Origin of the sequence: Nocardia sp. (assembly GCF_025465275.1) — a bacterium.
GTDB lineage: Bacteria > Actinomycetota > Actinomycetes > Mycobacteriales > Mycobacteriaceae > Nocardia.
The window spans coordinates 16,793-30,096 of record NZ_JAODNK010000086.1 but is presented as its reverse complement, the minus strand read 5'-3'; the positions used below and the strand labels follow the sequence as shown (position 1 = coordinate 30,096).

Annotated in this window: 13 protein-coding genes and 1 pseudogene; 10 read left to right on the top strand and 4 right to left on the bottom strand. The window is 66.2% G+C overall.

Going from position 1 to position 13,304, the window contains the following annotated elements; genetic code table 11:
• Positions 1-61: 61 nt before the first annotated feature.
• The 3 genes from JWN03_RS20515 (at position 62) to JWN03_RS20505 (ending at position 4,039) form a co-directional block, all read left to right on the top strand.
• A complete protein-coding gene (locus JWN03_RS20515) occupies positions 62-940 on the top strand; it encodes an endonuclease/exonuclease/phosphatase family protein (protein WP_297617301.1) in 879 nt (292 codons plus the stop codon).
• A gap of 620 nt (positions 941-1,560) precedes the next feature.
• Positions 1,561-3,306, top strand: a complete 1,746-nt coding sequence (locus JWN03_RS20510) for a hypothetical protein (RefSeq protein WP_297617298.1) — start codon at positions 1,561-1,563, stop codon at positions 3,304-3,306.
• A 19-nt stretch (positions 3,307-3,325) separates the two neighbouring features.
• Positions 3,326-4,039, top strand: a complete 714-nt coding sequence (locus JWN03_RS20505) for a hypothetical protein (protein WP_297617296.1) — start codon at positions 3,326-3,328, stop codon at positions 4,037-4,039.
• Between the two features lie 372 nt (positions 4,040-4,411).
• On the opposite strand, the gene JWN03_RS20500 is transcribed toward JWN03_RS20505, so the two are convergent.
• Together JWN03_RS20500 and JWN03_RS20495 are read right to left on the bottom strand one after the other, a co-directional pair.
• Positions 4,412-5,482, bottom strand: coding sequence for an NAD(P)H-dependent amine dehydrogenase family protein (locus JWN03_RS20500; protein WP_297617293.1), 1,071 nt, complete (start codon positions 5,480-5,482; stop codon positions 4,412-4,414).
• Positions 5,483-5,496: 14 nt separating this feature from the next.
• Positions 5,497-6,321: an SDR family oxidoreductase gene (locus tag JWN03_RS20495; protein WP_297617291.1), complete on the bottom strand. Its 825-nt coding sequence runs from the start codon at positions 6,319-6,321 to the stop codon at positions 5,497-5,499.
• A gap of 94 nt (positions 6,322-6,415) precedes the next feature.
• Between JWN03_RS20495 and JWN03_RS20490 the strand changes: the two genes are divergently transcribed.
• From JWN03_RS20490 to JWN03_RS20470, 6 genes and pseudogenes are all read left to right on the top strand, one after another.
• Positions 6,416-7,033 (top strand): TetR/AcrR family transcriptional regulator, encoded by a 618-nt coding sequence (locus JWN03_RS20490; RefSeq protein ID WP_297617288.1) that lies wholly within the window; start codon positions 6,416-6,418, stop codon positions 7,031-7,033.
• 112 nt (positions 7,034-7,145) lie between these two features.
• Positions 7,146-7,223 (top strand): annotated as a pseudogene (locus tag JWN03_RS45535) (hypothetical protein); the annotation flags it as partial.
• Position 7,224: 1 nt separating this feature from the next.
• Entirely contained in the window at positions 7,225-7,515 is a 291-nt protein-coding gene (locus tag JWN03_RS20485) for an SAM-dependent methyltransferase (protein WP_297617285.1), read from the top strand.
• Positions 7,516-7,821: 306 nt separating this feature from the next.
• Complete coding sequence (fadD11, locus tag JWN03_RS20480) at positions 7,822-9,618, top strand: fatty acid--CoA ligase FadD11 (RefSeq protein WP_297617282.1); 1,797 nt, start codon at positions 7,822-7,824, stop codon at positions 9,616-9,618.
• Between the two features lie 175 nt (positions 9,619-9,793).
• A complete protein-coding gene (locus JWN03_RS20475; RefSeq protein WP_297617279.1) occupies positions 9,794-10,417 on the top strand; it encodes a TetR/AcrR family transcriptional regulator in 624 nt (207 codons plus the stop codon).
• Positions 10,414-11,070, top strand: coding sequence for an enoyl-CoA hydratase-related protein (locus JWN03_RS20470; protein ID WP_297617276.1), 657 nt, complete (start codon positions 10,414-10,416; stop codon positions 11,068-11,070). Before JWN03_RS20475 ends, JWN03_RS20470 begins: the two co-directional genes overlap by 4 nt.
• A 98-nt stretch (positions 11,071-11,168) precedes the next feature.
• Here JWN03_RS20470 and JWN03_RS20465 read toward each other — a convergent pair whose 3' ends face one another.
• The gene (locus tag JWN03_RS20465) at positions 11,169-12,008 is read right to left on the bottom strand and encodes a class I SAM-dependent methyltransferase (RefSeq protein ID WP_297617274.1); all 840 of its coding nucleotides are present in this window, start codon (positions 12,006-12,008) and stop codon (positions 11,169-11,171) included.
• Between the two features lie 81 nt (positions 12,009-12,089).
• Between JWN03_RS20465 and JWN03_RS20460 the strand changes: the two genes are divergently transcribed.
• Positions 12,090-12,521, top strand: coding sequence for a helix-turn-helix domain-containing protein (locus tag JWN03_RS20460; RefSeq protein WP_297617271.1), 432 nt, complete (start codon positions 12,090-12,092; stop codon positions 12,519-12,521).
• 142 nt (positions 12,522-12,663) lie between these two features.
• Here JWN03_RS20460 and JWN03_RS20455 read toward each other — a convergent pair whose 3' ends face one another.
• The gene (locus JWN03_RS20455; RefSeq protein ID WP_297617268.1) at positions 12,664-13,254 is read right to left on the bottom strand and encodes a TetR family transcriptional regulator; all 591 of its coding nucleotides are present in this window, start codon (positions 13,252-13,254) and stop codon (positions 12,664-12,666) included.
• Positions 13,255-13,304 lie beyond the last annotated feature (50 nt).

Genomic DNA, 13,304 nt, shown 5'->3' with positions numbered 1-13,304 from the left:
AACACGTTACAGTTGGCAGGCTCGCGGATATCGTTGGGCCGGTACGGAATGCGAGGTGGACATGCCCGAATCCGACGTCCTGCGGATCGTGCAACTCAATATCGGCTCACTGCTGGAACCGCACTGGGATCGGCGGCGCGAGGAGATCCTCGCCTGGTTCGACCGCCTCGACCCGGACCTGGTCTGCCTGCAGGAAGTGTGGGAGAGCGGGACCGGCACCAATACCGCCGGCTGGCTCGTCGAGCATGCCCCAGCCGGGCGCTGGCACTGGTGCTTCGGCGGTTACTCCTTCCCTGAGGACGCCTGGGCCGACCGCTCACTGCGCTTCGGCTCCGCCATTCTCAGCCGCTGGCCCATCGACCGGCACGAAGTGCTGCCGCTGCCCCTGGATCCTGCCCCGCCCGACCCGCATCCCTCCTGGCGGATCCAGAGCGAGCTGCTCTACGCGCACACCGCCGGAATCGACGCCTTCAGTACACATCTGGCCCCGCCACCCGCGCAGGCCTATCTGCGGGTGCAGCAGGTACTGGCAATCGATGACGCGATTCGGGCGCGCCGCAATCCCGATACGCCACTGCCGGCTGTCCTGTGTGGTGACTTCAATGCCAAGCCGCTCTCGGACGAGATGCGCTTCCTCAATGCGAATGCCGTCATCGAAGGCCGCAGCACCTCCTACGTCGATTCCTGGTCGACCCTGCGCCCCACCGAACCCGGCAATACCTACGACCCGCTGACCAACCCGCAGGCTCGCGCCTTGAACGTCCCGCCTCAGCGCATCGACTATGTCTTCATCGGCGACCCATTCCTGCGGCCGGGCGGAGCGGGCCGAATCCTGCGCACGGACCTCGCCTTCCATGAGCCGCTGACCGGTATCCATGCCAGTGACCACTTCGGACTGGTCGTCGACGTGGCCTGGCCCCAGAAACCCTCGGCCGCATGATGCTGCACGGCTGATCGCTGCCGACCTCGGTACTCGCGCGCGGCGGGGTCTCCGGAATGCCAGGCCCACTTGGCATTCCGCACTGTCGCAGCCGAACATGGTGCAATCGCTGTCGACGCCACCGCGATCAGCGGTCACGACATGTGTCAATCCCCGGGCGAGCGCTGGGTGGAACCACTGATCCCCGCCACCACCACCTCACCCTTCCACCCCAACCCCGCCGGCACCGCAGCAATGGCCGCCACCACAGCCTCGGCCCTCGGCTACTGATCCCGTCTCGCCGCTGGTCACCGCTCGCGGCGACGTGCCTGGCAGTGGGAAAGCATCTCAGTCATGCGCTATATATGCCCCGCCGCGCCCTTCGCGGCAGATACCGCCGCGTTAGAACTCCCACCCCGCGCTGCACCCGCCAAAGGATGCGAGTCGTCGGCTTTGAACGGTTGATCAGCAGGAACTGAGGGCGGCATCGGCCGAGTGGAATGCGCCCTCAGTTCCTGGTGATCATGAATGCGTGGGGCGGTGACGGGGAGTCGTCCGTTTTGTGCCCTGTTGTCGGTTGTGGCACAGTCGATTCGCCGTAGCAGGGCGGTGCAGGGGTGCCGCGGAGGAGGGGACGGGGCGTGCTGCAGGTTTCGGTGACCGGGGAATCCGGTGAGGTGTACGACGTGGCATTGGAAACGATCGGTGCCGGGCAGGGGAGTAGCTACGGGTGCCGGGATCGGTCGGGGCGGGAGCGGGTCTACAAGCAGTACGGTGTGCCCCTGACCGATGCGGAGGTGATCGGATGTGCCTCTAGGGCAGTGCTTTTCGGGCGGGAGATCGTGCTCGCCGTGGAACGACAGCCCGGGTCGGAGGAATGGGCGGCCGCCTCGATCAACTGGCCCATCGATCTGGTGCTGCAGGAACGCGCCCTGATCGGGGTGATCACGCCCCTGATCCCGGCCGAATTCCTGCAGCCGGACGGAATGCCGCTCACCTTCGATCAACTGGTGCTCGAGAGACCTGCCGCGTATTTCCGTGTGGGCGTGCTGATCCGGATATGCGACCTCTTCGTGGTACTCGAGGAACGGGACCTGGCGCACGGCGGACTGTCCGAGCAGAACGTGGCGTGGAACCGGTCCCAGCCACACGCGCACCTCATCGACTGTGACGGGCTACGGCCCGCGCAGGGGGATGGTGACCGCCTCACTCTTGCCGGTCTCATCTATCGGGGGCTGTTCCTGTCCCAGGCCGCGCCGAAGGTCGCTACCGGGGAACGGCAACTGCCCTCCGGTATCCCGGCCGAGCTGGACCCGGCACTGCGGGCACTGGTCGACCGGGCGTTCTCCGGTTCGATTGCCCCGCACGCGCGTCCGTCCGCCGGGGAATGGCTGGCGGGGCTGAAGGCCGCATTCCTGACTCCGGACGGCGGGGCCTACCGCCCCGACGCGCTCGCGCTCATCGACCTACCCGCACCGCAGGGCGATCAAGAGGCGACCGTGGTGGCCGCGATATCCCCGGCCGAGGAAACCGTCGAGAATGCCGTCCCCGAAACAGCTGTTCCACGAACACCTCCCGCCTGGCATACCGATCATGTAGGGGCACCTGCTACACCGCTGCTCACCACCCCGTTCTCCGACGGCAGACCCGCGCACCCTCCCGCCTCCGGTAGCAAGGTCGCAGGAATCCTGGCTGCGATCACCGCCTGCATCGGAGTGATCGCCCTCATCGGCTTCGCCGCGTTCAAAACGAACGACCCCAACGACAGCACCGATGCCTATACGACCTACTCGAATCCGTACAGCACCAGCAGTTACTCGTACACGCCGCCGACGACCACGCCCGTCTTCGATTGGGGCACCCTGAATTCGGCGGTCACCGACAAGACACCGTTCAGCTCCGATGCGCTGCTGCCGGAGAGCTTCCGCGATTCGAAGAATGTCGAGTACACGATGCGGGCAGCAGGCGTGAACGACTGCATCACCCCGGATATGTCCAGGAACGTGAAATCAGTTCTCAATTCCTACAATTGCGAGCACATGATCGCCGGTTCCTACATCGACCGGGACGAGCACATCCTGGTGTCGATCGATGTGGTCGCCTTGCCGGCCGTCGCCGATGCGGACAACCTGTACAGCGCCATCAAGGGCCAGAACCAGGACTGGGCGATCTGGTGCCCGAAATCCGGGACCGGTTCGTCGGTGTGTGACGGCAATTCCGGTTATGCCACCCGCAGCGGCTGGAGTTCGCATCAGTACCGCTACGTGTACGAGTCGACCGCGCTGTACATCAACCTGACCCAGGACAAGAGCATCACCGACTGGCTCGACGCCGCTGCCAGTGCCGCCGTCAAACAGGCGGGCCCGGAGAATTACTGGCACAAGTGAACCTGCCAGGATGGGGGAGATGAGCACAGTTCCTCCGGGCTCCCGAGTGCGGCTTCCTGATCGTTCGGGGCCGTCGCTGACCAAGCAGGGTGTAGTCCTCCTGATGGGTACCGCCGGTGCGGGACTGATGGCTTTCTCGGGCACTCGTATTGCCACCGAACCGATGTGGCTGCTGGGGCTGATCCCGCCGCTGCCACTGGTATTCCTCGGAATGCTCGCCACCACCGCGTGGCTCACGCATACGGCGGTAAGCGGGCGGCCGCGCACTGCGGTGGGGCCGATCGATTACCTCGCCTGCACCAGTTTCGTCGCGGGTTCGATTCTGGTCGTCAGTAGCGGGGTAGTGGTGAAATGGGTTGGCGGCGGGCTGCTGTCGGTCACGGCCCTTGCTGTGGCCGGACTGCTGATCCTGCCTGTCGTTCGCGCTCGCCGACGAGCTGCTGCGGTGGCGGTCCGGACAAGCAGTATCAAGGTGACCGGGATTGTCACCGATAACGGGCTGGCCGGTTTCGCGCATACGCCGTCGCCGAAGCTGGCGACGATTACCGTCCAGTTCGTCGATGCGGCAGGGGTGGACCGGTGGGTGACGCCCAAGGCTCTGCAGCTTCGGGCACGACCCATCGCGGTCGGCGACGAAGTGACGGTGTGGTTCGATCCGGCTGAGCCCGGCGATCTGTCTCGCATTGTCGTGGAGAAGGACAATGGGAGCTCGCATGTCATCGGACGACGGTAATTGCCGTAACTTTACATAGTGTAGATTATCGGTACTTTTACGGGGTTGGCTGGAGCCGGGAATGTTGCTGTGCGACATGCGCATTCGGCGTTCTCGGCAGGTTTCGGCGACTGCCCGCCCTCGCCTCGGTCGTCACTCAGGTTTCGCTGTTGCCGCCTTGCGTGACGGCGCTTTGTAGCGAAACCCGTTGCCGGAAATATTCTTTCGGCTAAATCTGGATTCACCGGAAAATTTCCGAAATCGGACGAAAGGCGCGATTCGGGACGTCCAGGCCCTCTCGGTCCCTGCTCCCCCATGGCCTGGCGCCTACCCTCAATACGTCACTGTGACGTATTGAGGGTAGGTCGGGAAGTCCTTGGCGCTGGCGACGATTCAGCGAATAGTGCCCTTGCCCGGGATCAGCGGCAGATCCAGCGCGGTCACCCAACCCGGCGGCAGCTCATTGACCGCCGGTACCGCATTGAGTGCGCGCAGACCGGTGGACAGGCAGCCCGCCACCGCCGGCGTGCGACCGGAACCGTCGGTGAACCGGAACGAGGTTTCCTGGGAAATCGACGGGGAACCGATTATGTCAACCCGATAGACATCGTCGCGGGTACCGGCGGGCCAGTCGGGCGCCGCGTCCAGGCCGATGCGATTGACGTGCTCGAGGGTGATCACCTCACGGCCCTTGTAGATACCGTTGATGCTGAAGCGGATGGCAGCGACGGTGCCCGCCTTGATGATTCCCTTGGCCGACTCACGGTCATCGGGTGTCACCCACTTCTCCCAGGTGGTCGTGATGTCGTCGAGTTCGATACCGGCGGCTGCGGCGATCATCGGCACGGTCGCACCCCACGCCATGATCAGAATGTCCGGATGCTCGAGCATGGCCGTGAACTCCGGCGGGTGGCCGATGCCCATCTCCAGCTCGTAATCGCCTTCGTAGTCGGTGTAATCGAGCAACTCCGAGGCGCGCACCGACTGCACTTCACCGCACAGGCCCATGAGCGTCAGCGGGAACAGGTCATTGGCGAAGCCGGGATCGATACCGGTGGTGAAGCAGGACGCTCCGCCCTCGGCGCACGCCTGCGTGATCGGATCGCGCCACACATCGGGCAGCTTGTCCATGGCCGGCCACACCCACGGCGTCATGGAGGTCGAGCACACGTCGATACCGGCGCGCAGGAAGCTTCCGATGACCCGGATGTTCTCATCGGCCAGGGCGGCGGTGGGCCCGTAGTGCACGACGGCGTCCGGGCGCAGTGCGATCAGCTTGTTCACCGAATCGGTGGCCAGCACACCGGTTTTCGCGGCGCCGCACAGCTCGCCGGCATCCTTGCCGACCTTGTCGGGGTTGCTCACGCCGACGCCGACGAGTTCGAAGTGCGGGTGGTTCAGGATTTCCGTCAGCACCATCGAGCCGACGACGCCGGTCCCCCACAGCACGATTCGCTTCTTCATGGGTTCTCCTGTGGTCATCGGTGGAATTCGCCGCAGTCGACGGTGAGCATCTGGCCGGTGACCGCGGTGGCGAGGTCGCTGGCCAGGAACAGGGTGGCGCGGGCGACCTCGTCGGGCCCGGCGAGGCGTTTGAGGTCGGTGGGTTCGGCCTTCTGCTGGTAGATGTCCTCGTGGGTGACACCGGCCTGGCTGGCGAGCCAGTCGAAGTAGGCCTTGTTGATGTCTTCGTACACATACGAGGGTGCGACGCTGTTGACGCGGATGCCGCGCGGGCCCAGTTCGGTCGCCAGTGAGGACGCCAGATGCTGGAGAGTGCCCTTGGAGAGTTTGTAGCCGGAGTATTCGGGCTGCGAACTGTAGGACACGCACGAGTTGAGCATGATGACCGAGCCGCGCGAGCGTTCCAGGGCATCGGCGAAAAGTGCCGAAAGCCGGAGCGGGGCAAAGACGTTGGTTTCGTTGACGGTGCGCAGCGCGTCCAGGTTGATCTGGGTGATCGGGTACATGGGCGGGATGGCGAAGGCATTGTTGATCAGGCAGTCGACCTGCCCGAATTCTTCGAGGGTGCGTTCGACGAGGGCTTGGCGCTGGGTTTCGTCGGTGATATCGGTGGGTGCCACCAGGGCGGTGCGGCCGAGTGCGCGGACTTCCTCGGCAACTTTCTCGAGGCGCTTTTCGGTGCGGCTGGCCAGCACCAGGTTCGCGCCCATGCGGGCTGCTTCGATGGTCAACGAGTGGCCCAGGCCGGGGCCGACGCCCGAGACCACGATGACCTTGTCCTGCAGTAGCGGTACCGGCCGATAGGTATCGGCGGGTGCGGCGTGCGGGGCAGCTGACACGACTCCTCCTCGAGTCCACAGCAGTTACACGATGTAACGACTTAGATGTGACAGACTGTAACGACTCCTGACCCGACCGACAAGGACGGATTTCGTGACCGCACGCCACCGGCTGGGCCCGCACCGCGACCCCGCGGTGGACCGCGCCGTGCTCGACGCCGCCCGCGAGCTGCTCGTCGAACAGGGGTATGCCGCCACCTCCATCGATGCGATCGCCGCCCGCGCGGGGGTGAGCAGGCCCTCGATCTACCGGCGCTGGCCCTCCAAGGCGCACCTCATCGCCCAGGCGGTGTTCCCGGACGTCGGCTCGGAAAAGGTTGCGCCCGACCTGCTTTCGGAGGTCCGCAAGGTGATTCGCGGGACCATCCAGCTGTTCGGTTCGGCCGAGACCCGGGCCGCCATGCCCGGGCTGATGGCCGAGATGCGCGAGGACCCGAGCCTGTACCGGAAATTGTCGGCCCGGCTCGACACCCCTACCCGCGAAGAGCTGACCGGGTATCTGCGGGAGAACGCCGCCCCGGGCCGGGCGGGACTGGATCCCAATACCGTGCTGGACACCGTGGCCGGGGCCGCGTTGTTCGCCATGTGTATTCGCGATATCGACGATCTCGACGGATTCGCGGCGTCGCTGGAAGATCTCGTGCTCTACGGCATTGTCGGCGCCCGTGAGCGCGCCGCGACACGGCAGGCCGAGGCCGAACAGCCTTCCTGAACTCGCGGTTATCGCCGACGCCGGTCTGCGTACACCGACTGCGCCGCGCCCGTCGCGTCTAGGCTGGTTGGCGAGATGTGCAGCCACGACGAGGAATTGAGGGGATCACACGGTGTCGCACACCGAGGGGAAGCCGGTCAGGGTCGACACTTCGCAGCCGAGTATCGCGCGCGCCTACGACGCCGTGCTGGGTGGTAAGGACAACTACGAAGCCGATCGACTCGTTGCCCGGCACCTGGCTGTTCATCACGCACTGCTGCGACTTGGGCCCGGAAGCCCGGGAGCTCGAGGAAACCTTTCTGCAGTTCCTCGGCACCGGCCGGTTCCGCACCCGTGCGGAGATTCTGCGTTTCTTCGGCAGCTTCGAGTTGGTGGAACCGGGATTGGTGCCGCTGCCGAAGTGGCGACCGACCGGCATCCTGCCTGATCTGCTGTCTCTGGATGAGCGGTTGATGATCGGCGGTATCGCCCGCAAGCCGTAGTCCGGAAGTGGTGGACTCCCCTACCGGTTCTCTCACGTTTCCCGCTATGGATACGTCACAGTGACGTATCCGGCGGGTCCCTGGTTAGGCCCGCTGTCGCGCAGTGTAGCTAATCTTTAGCGTCTCGGATCTGTGCAATGCCCGGCCTGACCGACGTGCAGCTGATCAGCCGGGGAGGCCTGAGATCGCCTGCAGCGCCGCCCTGGCCGGTCCATGGCGACCCGCTGATGTGTCTAAACGCCTCACATCCGAGCCCGGCACGATCTACTGTCTGGGAAGGTGTCGGTGAGTGGATCGAGAGCTGTGATGACAAAACCGAATACGTCCCCTGCCGCATTCCAGCAGACCGCTGCGATCGACCCGGAGGCGGTGGCGGTGCGGTCGGTCGGCGGGCAACAGTCGCTGACCTGGCGGGAGTATGCCGAGCAGGTGCGGGCGGTGGCGGGCGGGTTGCATGCGCTGGGGGTCGGGCGCGGGGACACCGTCGCCTTGATGATGGCCAATCGGGTGGAGTTCTATCCCCTGGAGGTGGGGGCGCAGCACAGTGGGGCGACCTCGTTCTCGGTGTACAACACGCTCTCGCCGCAGCAACTGAACTATGTGTTCACCAATGCCGGGAATCGGATCGTCATCTGCGAAGCGCAATACGTGGATCGGATTCGCGCCAGCGGGGTGCCCATCGAAACGATCGTGTGTGTAGACCGGCCGGTGCCGGGCACGCTGTCGGTGGCGCAGATGACGTCGCTGGTGCGCCAGGACTTCGATTTCGAGGCCACCTGGCAGGCGGTGACACCCGAGGACATCGTCACGCTCTGCTACACCTCCGGGACCACCGGCAATCCGAAGGGTGTGGAGATCAGCCACGCCAATCTGGCCTTCGAATGCCAGGCGTACGCATCGGTCATGCCGGTGGAGTTCGGCGATCGCATCACCTCGTATCTGCCGACCGCGCATATGGCCGACCGGGTGACGAACCTCTACCTGCACGAGTACTACGGCAGTCAGATCACCACCGTGCCCGATCGCACGCAATTGCCTGCCGCGCTCATCGACGCCCGGCCCACTATCTGGGGTGCGGTGCCACGGGTGTGGGAGAAACTCAAAGCGGCAGTGGAATTCTCGGTCGCAGGCGAAGCTGACGCGGACAAGCGGGCGGCGTTGGAGTGGGCCCTGGAAGTGGCGGGGCGGAAGGCGGCCGCGCAATTGGCGGGGGCGCCGCTCGATGATGTGCAAGCCGCCGAATGGGCGCATGCCGATGAGCTCGTGCTGTCCAAGCTGCGCGCCAAACTCGGTCTGGATCAACTCAAATGGGCGCTGTCGGGGGCCGCGCCGATTCCGGCCGAGACGCTCGGGTTCTTCTTCGGGCTCGGTATTCCCATCTCCGAGGTGTGGGGCATGTCGGAGCTGACGTGCGTGGCCAGTGTCAGCCCGCCCGCACAGGCGCGTTTGGGCACCGTCGGCAAACTGCTGCCCGGGCTGGAATCGAAGATCGCCGAAGACGGTGAATTCCTGGTGCGCGGGCCGCTCGTCATGCGCGAATACCGGCAGGAACCGCAGAAGACCGCCGATGCCCTGGATGACGGCTGGCTCTACACCGGCGACATCATCACCGAGGACGCCGACGGCTACCTGCGGGTGGTGGACCGCAAGAAGGAACTGATCATCAGCTCCGGTGGCAAGAACATGTCCCCGGCCAATATCGAGAACACCATCAAAGCCGCCGCCCCGCTGATCGGCGCCCTGGCCACCATCGGGGACCGCCGCTCCTACAACACCGCGCTCATCGTGCTCGACGTCGAATCCGCGGAACCCTATGCGGCGCAACATGGTTTGACCGACGCGTCCGCGGCGGCGCTAGCGGCCGACAAAGGTCTGATCGCCGAGATCGCGCGCGGGGTCGCCGCCGGCAATGCGCACCTCTCGCGCGTGGAGCAGATCAAACGGTTCACCATCCTGCCGACCTTCTGGGAGCCCGGCGGGGACGAAGTGACCCTGACGATGAAACTGCGGCGCAACCCGATCGCCGAGAAATACGGCGCCGAGATCGAAAGCATGTACGCCGCGGTCCTGGCCGACGGCGTGCACGAACCCGCACCGCAGTAGCGAACAGCGTGTGGCGGTGATCGATAGGCATCACCGCCGGGATCGGCACGGTCCATAACGCCGGAGCGCACCCGGCGGTGCGGCCGATCGGTGGTCCGCGGTCGCGGCGCTCGCCGGCCCCCGCGTGGCGCATACCACCGTAGTAACGGAGCATCTGCTCTGTTATGTTCGAGGTATGCCCAGACCGCGCATGCACGACCCCGATACGGTGCTCGATGCCGCCGAGGCGCTCGCGACACGGTCCGGGCCCGCCGCGGTCACCATTCGTGCGGTCGCGGCCGCCACCGGCGTCTCCAACGGCGCGATTTACCACACCTTCGCCTCCCGGGCGGAACTGCTGGCACGCACCTGGATTCGCGCCGCCGAACGATTCATCAGCCTGCAGGCCGATCTCGTGCAGGGGCATACCGGTGACGAGGCGGTGATCGCGGCGGCCGAAGCGCCCGCCGACTTCGCGCACCGGTTCCCGCTCTCGACAAAAATGTTCTTCACCGTGCGCCGCGAAGACCTGCTCGATGACGAAGACCTGTCCGATCCGGTGCGCGAGGCACTCGACGTTCCCCAGCGTGCGCTGATCGCGCTCATGAAGCGGCTGGCCCGCGAGCTGTGGGGGCGCGCCGACGGCGCCGCCGTCGACGTCCTGACCATCTGCCTGGTCGATCTGCCCACCGCGATCCTCATCGAACGCGACCGCTTCGCCGCACCTCTCGCCCGCGAACAATTGCGTGCCGCCGTGCGTGCGGTGCTCGCCGTCGGACCACCACCACAGAAGCCACAACCCGCGAAGGACAACCGATGACCGTCACCCTCACCCACCACGACAAGATCGCCGTCCTCGACCTCGGCGGGGACGAAAACCGTTTCTCCCCAGCACTTCTCGACCAGATCAACGCCGCCCTCGACACGGCCGCCTCCGACGGGTCGCACGCCCTGCTCACCACCGCGAGCGGCAAGTTCTACTCCAACGGCCTGGACCTGGAATGGCTCAGCGCCAATGGCGATCGCGCCGACTGGTATGTGGGCCAGGTGCAGGCGCTGCTGGCACGCGTGCTGGCCTTCCCGCTGCCCACCGCCGCCGCGCTGCCCGGGCACGCCTTCGGCGCCGGCGCCATGCTCGCCATCGCCCACGACTTCCGGGTCATGCGCACCGACCGCGGCTACTTCTGCTTCCCCGAAGCCGATATCCGCATCCCCTTCACCAAGGGCATGGCGGCGCTCATCCAATCCAAACTCACCCCCAAATCGGCGATCGCGTCCATGACCACCGGGCACCGATTCCCGGCACCGGAAGCCCTCGCCTACGACCTCATCGACGCCACCGCACCCGAGGCCGAGGTCACCGATACCGCACGGGGACTGCTCACTCCGCTCGGCGCGAAGGATCCGGGCACCTTCGCCGCGATCAAGCACGTCATGTTCGCCGACGCTGTCGCGGCGCTGACCACGCTGTAGGTCGGTGGTAGGCGGTCGCTGCGCCGCGATAGAGCAGCTCGAGCGCGCGGCTGTTGTCACCTGTTGGTCGTGATGTGCCGCAGTCGGGGGATGTGGGATCAGGCGGCGGCGTCGACCACCCAGCAGGCGGCGGTGAAGCGGACCTGGTCGCCGTGTACGAACGGTTCGAAGGCGGCGCGCACGGTCCGCACGACCTCGGTGCGCGTCGCCTCGTCCACGTCGGGCAGGTGCAAGCCGACGGGGCCGAACTGGGTGAAGTAGCGGATCAGCTCTTGTTCGGGCAGCACACATTCCACATCGACCGGCCGGAAACCGATAGCGCTCCAGCCGCTCTGGTCGAGAATGGCGCGCACCCGCTGCTCGTCGGCGAAGGCGAACTGGCCGGGCTGATCGAGTTGGCGCGCAGGAAGATTCGGCAGCAGTGGAGCTGCGGCGCGCTCGGCGGTCGTCATGAACGGGTTCTCCGCGACGCCGCGCCAGCACAGGAATCGCAGCGCGGCGCTGTCGCGGGCGGCGCGGCGCAGGTTCGTGAAGGCCGCCACCGCATCGGGGAAGAACATGACACCGAAGCGGGACATGATCAGATCGAAGCTCGCCGCATCGAACGCATAGGTCTGGGCGTCACCGAGCACGAAACTCACCGGGGCCTGCGCAGCGTCCACACGGGCACGGGCGGCGGTGATCATCGGCTCGGAGATATCGGCGCCCACCACCGCGCCGGCGGGCCCCACGCGGTGGGCGGCGGCGAGCGTCGTGGCGCCCGCACCACACCCCACATCCAGGATCCGCACACCCGACCCGGCGGCGATCGATTCCAGCAGCAGGGTTTCGAAGGGTTGCAGCACCTGATCCATCAGCCCCACCGACTGCGACCATGCCTGCCCGGACCGGCCGTTCCATAGCGTCGTCTGCTCGGCGGGCTGCGGCTGGGTGACCATGGGAGTCTCCTTTACTTGCTGACACCGGACGTGGAAACTCCACTCTGTCAGTTCAAGTCGACTTGAGGTCAAGGGGTTGCCGTGGACCTGGATATCGGTGACGTGGTCGCCCGCTCGGGAGTACCCGCGTCCACGCTGCGGTACTACGAGGAGAAGAAACTCATCGCCTCCACCGGCAGGCGCGGCCAGCGCCGCCTCTTCGCCCCCGCGGTCCTGGACCAGCTCGCCCTGATCGGCATGGGCCGCGCCGCCGGCTTCTCCCTCGACGACATCGCGCACATGTTCGCCCCCGACGGCCGCCCCGATATCGACCGCGCCATGCTCAGCGCCCGCGCCGACGAACTCGACCACACCATCACCCAGCTCGCCGCCATGCGCGACAGTCTCCGCCACGCCGCCGCCTGCCCTGCCCCCAGTCACATGGAATGCCCCACCTTCCGGGCCATGCTCGCGGACATCCTCGCCGCAGGCCGCGCAGGCTATCCGAAGAAGGTCCCCTCGGGACCGGCGTGACCGTGCCTCGCCCTCCGCGGTGTGGCGCGCACGGTGTGGCGCCGCTACCTCCTGTTCGTTGAGCCTGGTTGCCGCACACCACAGCCCGTGCAAGCGCAGCCGGAGCTGACTCGCGCACCCGGTGGCATCCGCCTTCAGTCGGTCACGGGATGCTGCGTGCGGCCGTCGCCTGTGCGGCCAGGATGAGCAGCTCGCGCAGCACGTCCGCGCAGAGGTCGGCGAGCGATCGCTGCTCGCCCTCGCGGATCCATCGGGTGAACGCGATCCCGAAGACGGTGGCGCCCGACTCCGCGGCCAGGGTGGCGGCGAGGTCCTCGACGCCACGGGCGCGCAGGGCGTCGGCGAGGGTCGTGGAAAGGCCGGCGAGCTTGTGTGACTCGCGTTCTCGCAGTGCCGGATTCTGTTCGATCACCGATTGTCGCGTGCGGGAGTGGGGTCGGCGCTCGTCCGGGAACGAGGACGCCGCGGACTGCAGGGCGCAGGCGACGATCTCGAGCGGAGGGGCATCCGGTGGCGCGGTGTCCACGCCGGTGAGGAACGCCTGCACGAATGCGTCCTGCCCGTGGAACAGGACTTCGCGCTTATCGCTGAAGTAGCGGAAGAAGGTGCGCTCGGTCAGGCCGACGGACTGTGCGATCTCGGTGGCGGTCGTCTGCTCGTACCCGCGGGTGGCGAACAGCTCGAGCGCTGCCTTCTGCAGCCGCTCCGGGGCTCCCGGTTCCCAACGTGCCATGCGGTCGAGTGTAGCGATGACAGTCACTGACATGAAGGAGTAAGGTATGT

Excerpts from the sequence above, each read along its gene's own strand:
- JWN03_RS20515 (WP_297617301.1), top strand. The coding sequence starts at position 62 with ATGCCCGAATCCGACGTCCTGCGGATCGTGCAACTCAATATCGGCTCA.
- JWN03_RS20455 (WP_297617268.1), bottom strand. The coding sequence starts at position 13,254 with ATGGCACGTTGGGAACCGGGAGCCCCGGAGCGGCTGCAGAAGGCAGCG.
- JWN03_RS20500 (WP_297617293.1), bottom strand. The coding sequence starts at position 5,482 with ATGAAGAAGCGAATCGTGCTGTGGGGGACCGGCGTCGTCGGCTCGATG.
- fadD11 (WP_297617282.1), top strand. The coding sequence starts at position 7,822 with ATGACAAAACCGAATACGTCCCCTGCCGCATTCCAGCAGACCGCTGCG.
- JWN03_RS20470 (WP_297617276.1), top strand. The coding sequence starts at position 10,414 with ATGACCGTCACCCTCACCCACCACGACAAGATCGCCGTCCTCGACCTC.
- JWN03_RS20505 (WP_297617296.1), top strand. The coding sequence starts at position 3,326 with ATGAGCACAGTTCCTCCGGGCTCCCGAGTGCGGCTTCCTGATCGTTCG.
- JWN03_RS20475 (WP_297617279.1), top strand. The coding sequence starts at position 9,794 with ATGCCCAGACCGCGCATGCACGACCCCGATACGGTGCTCGATGCCGCC.
- JWN03_RS20465 (WP_297617274.1), bottom strand. The coding sequence starts at position 12,008 with ATGGTCACCCAGCCGCAGCCCGCCGAGCAGACGACGCTATGGAACGGC.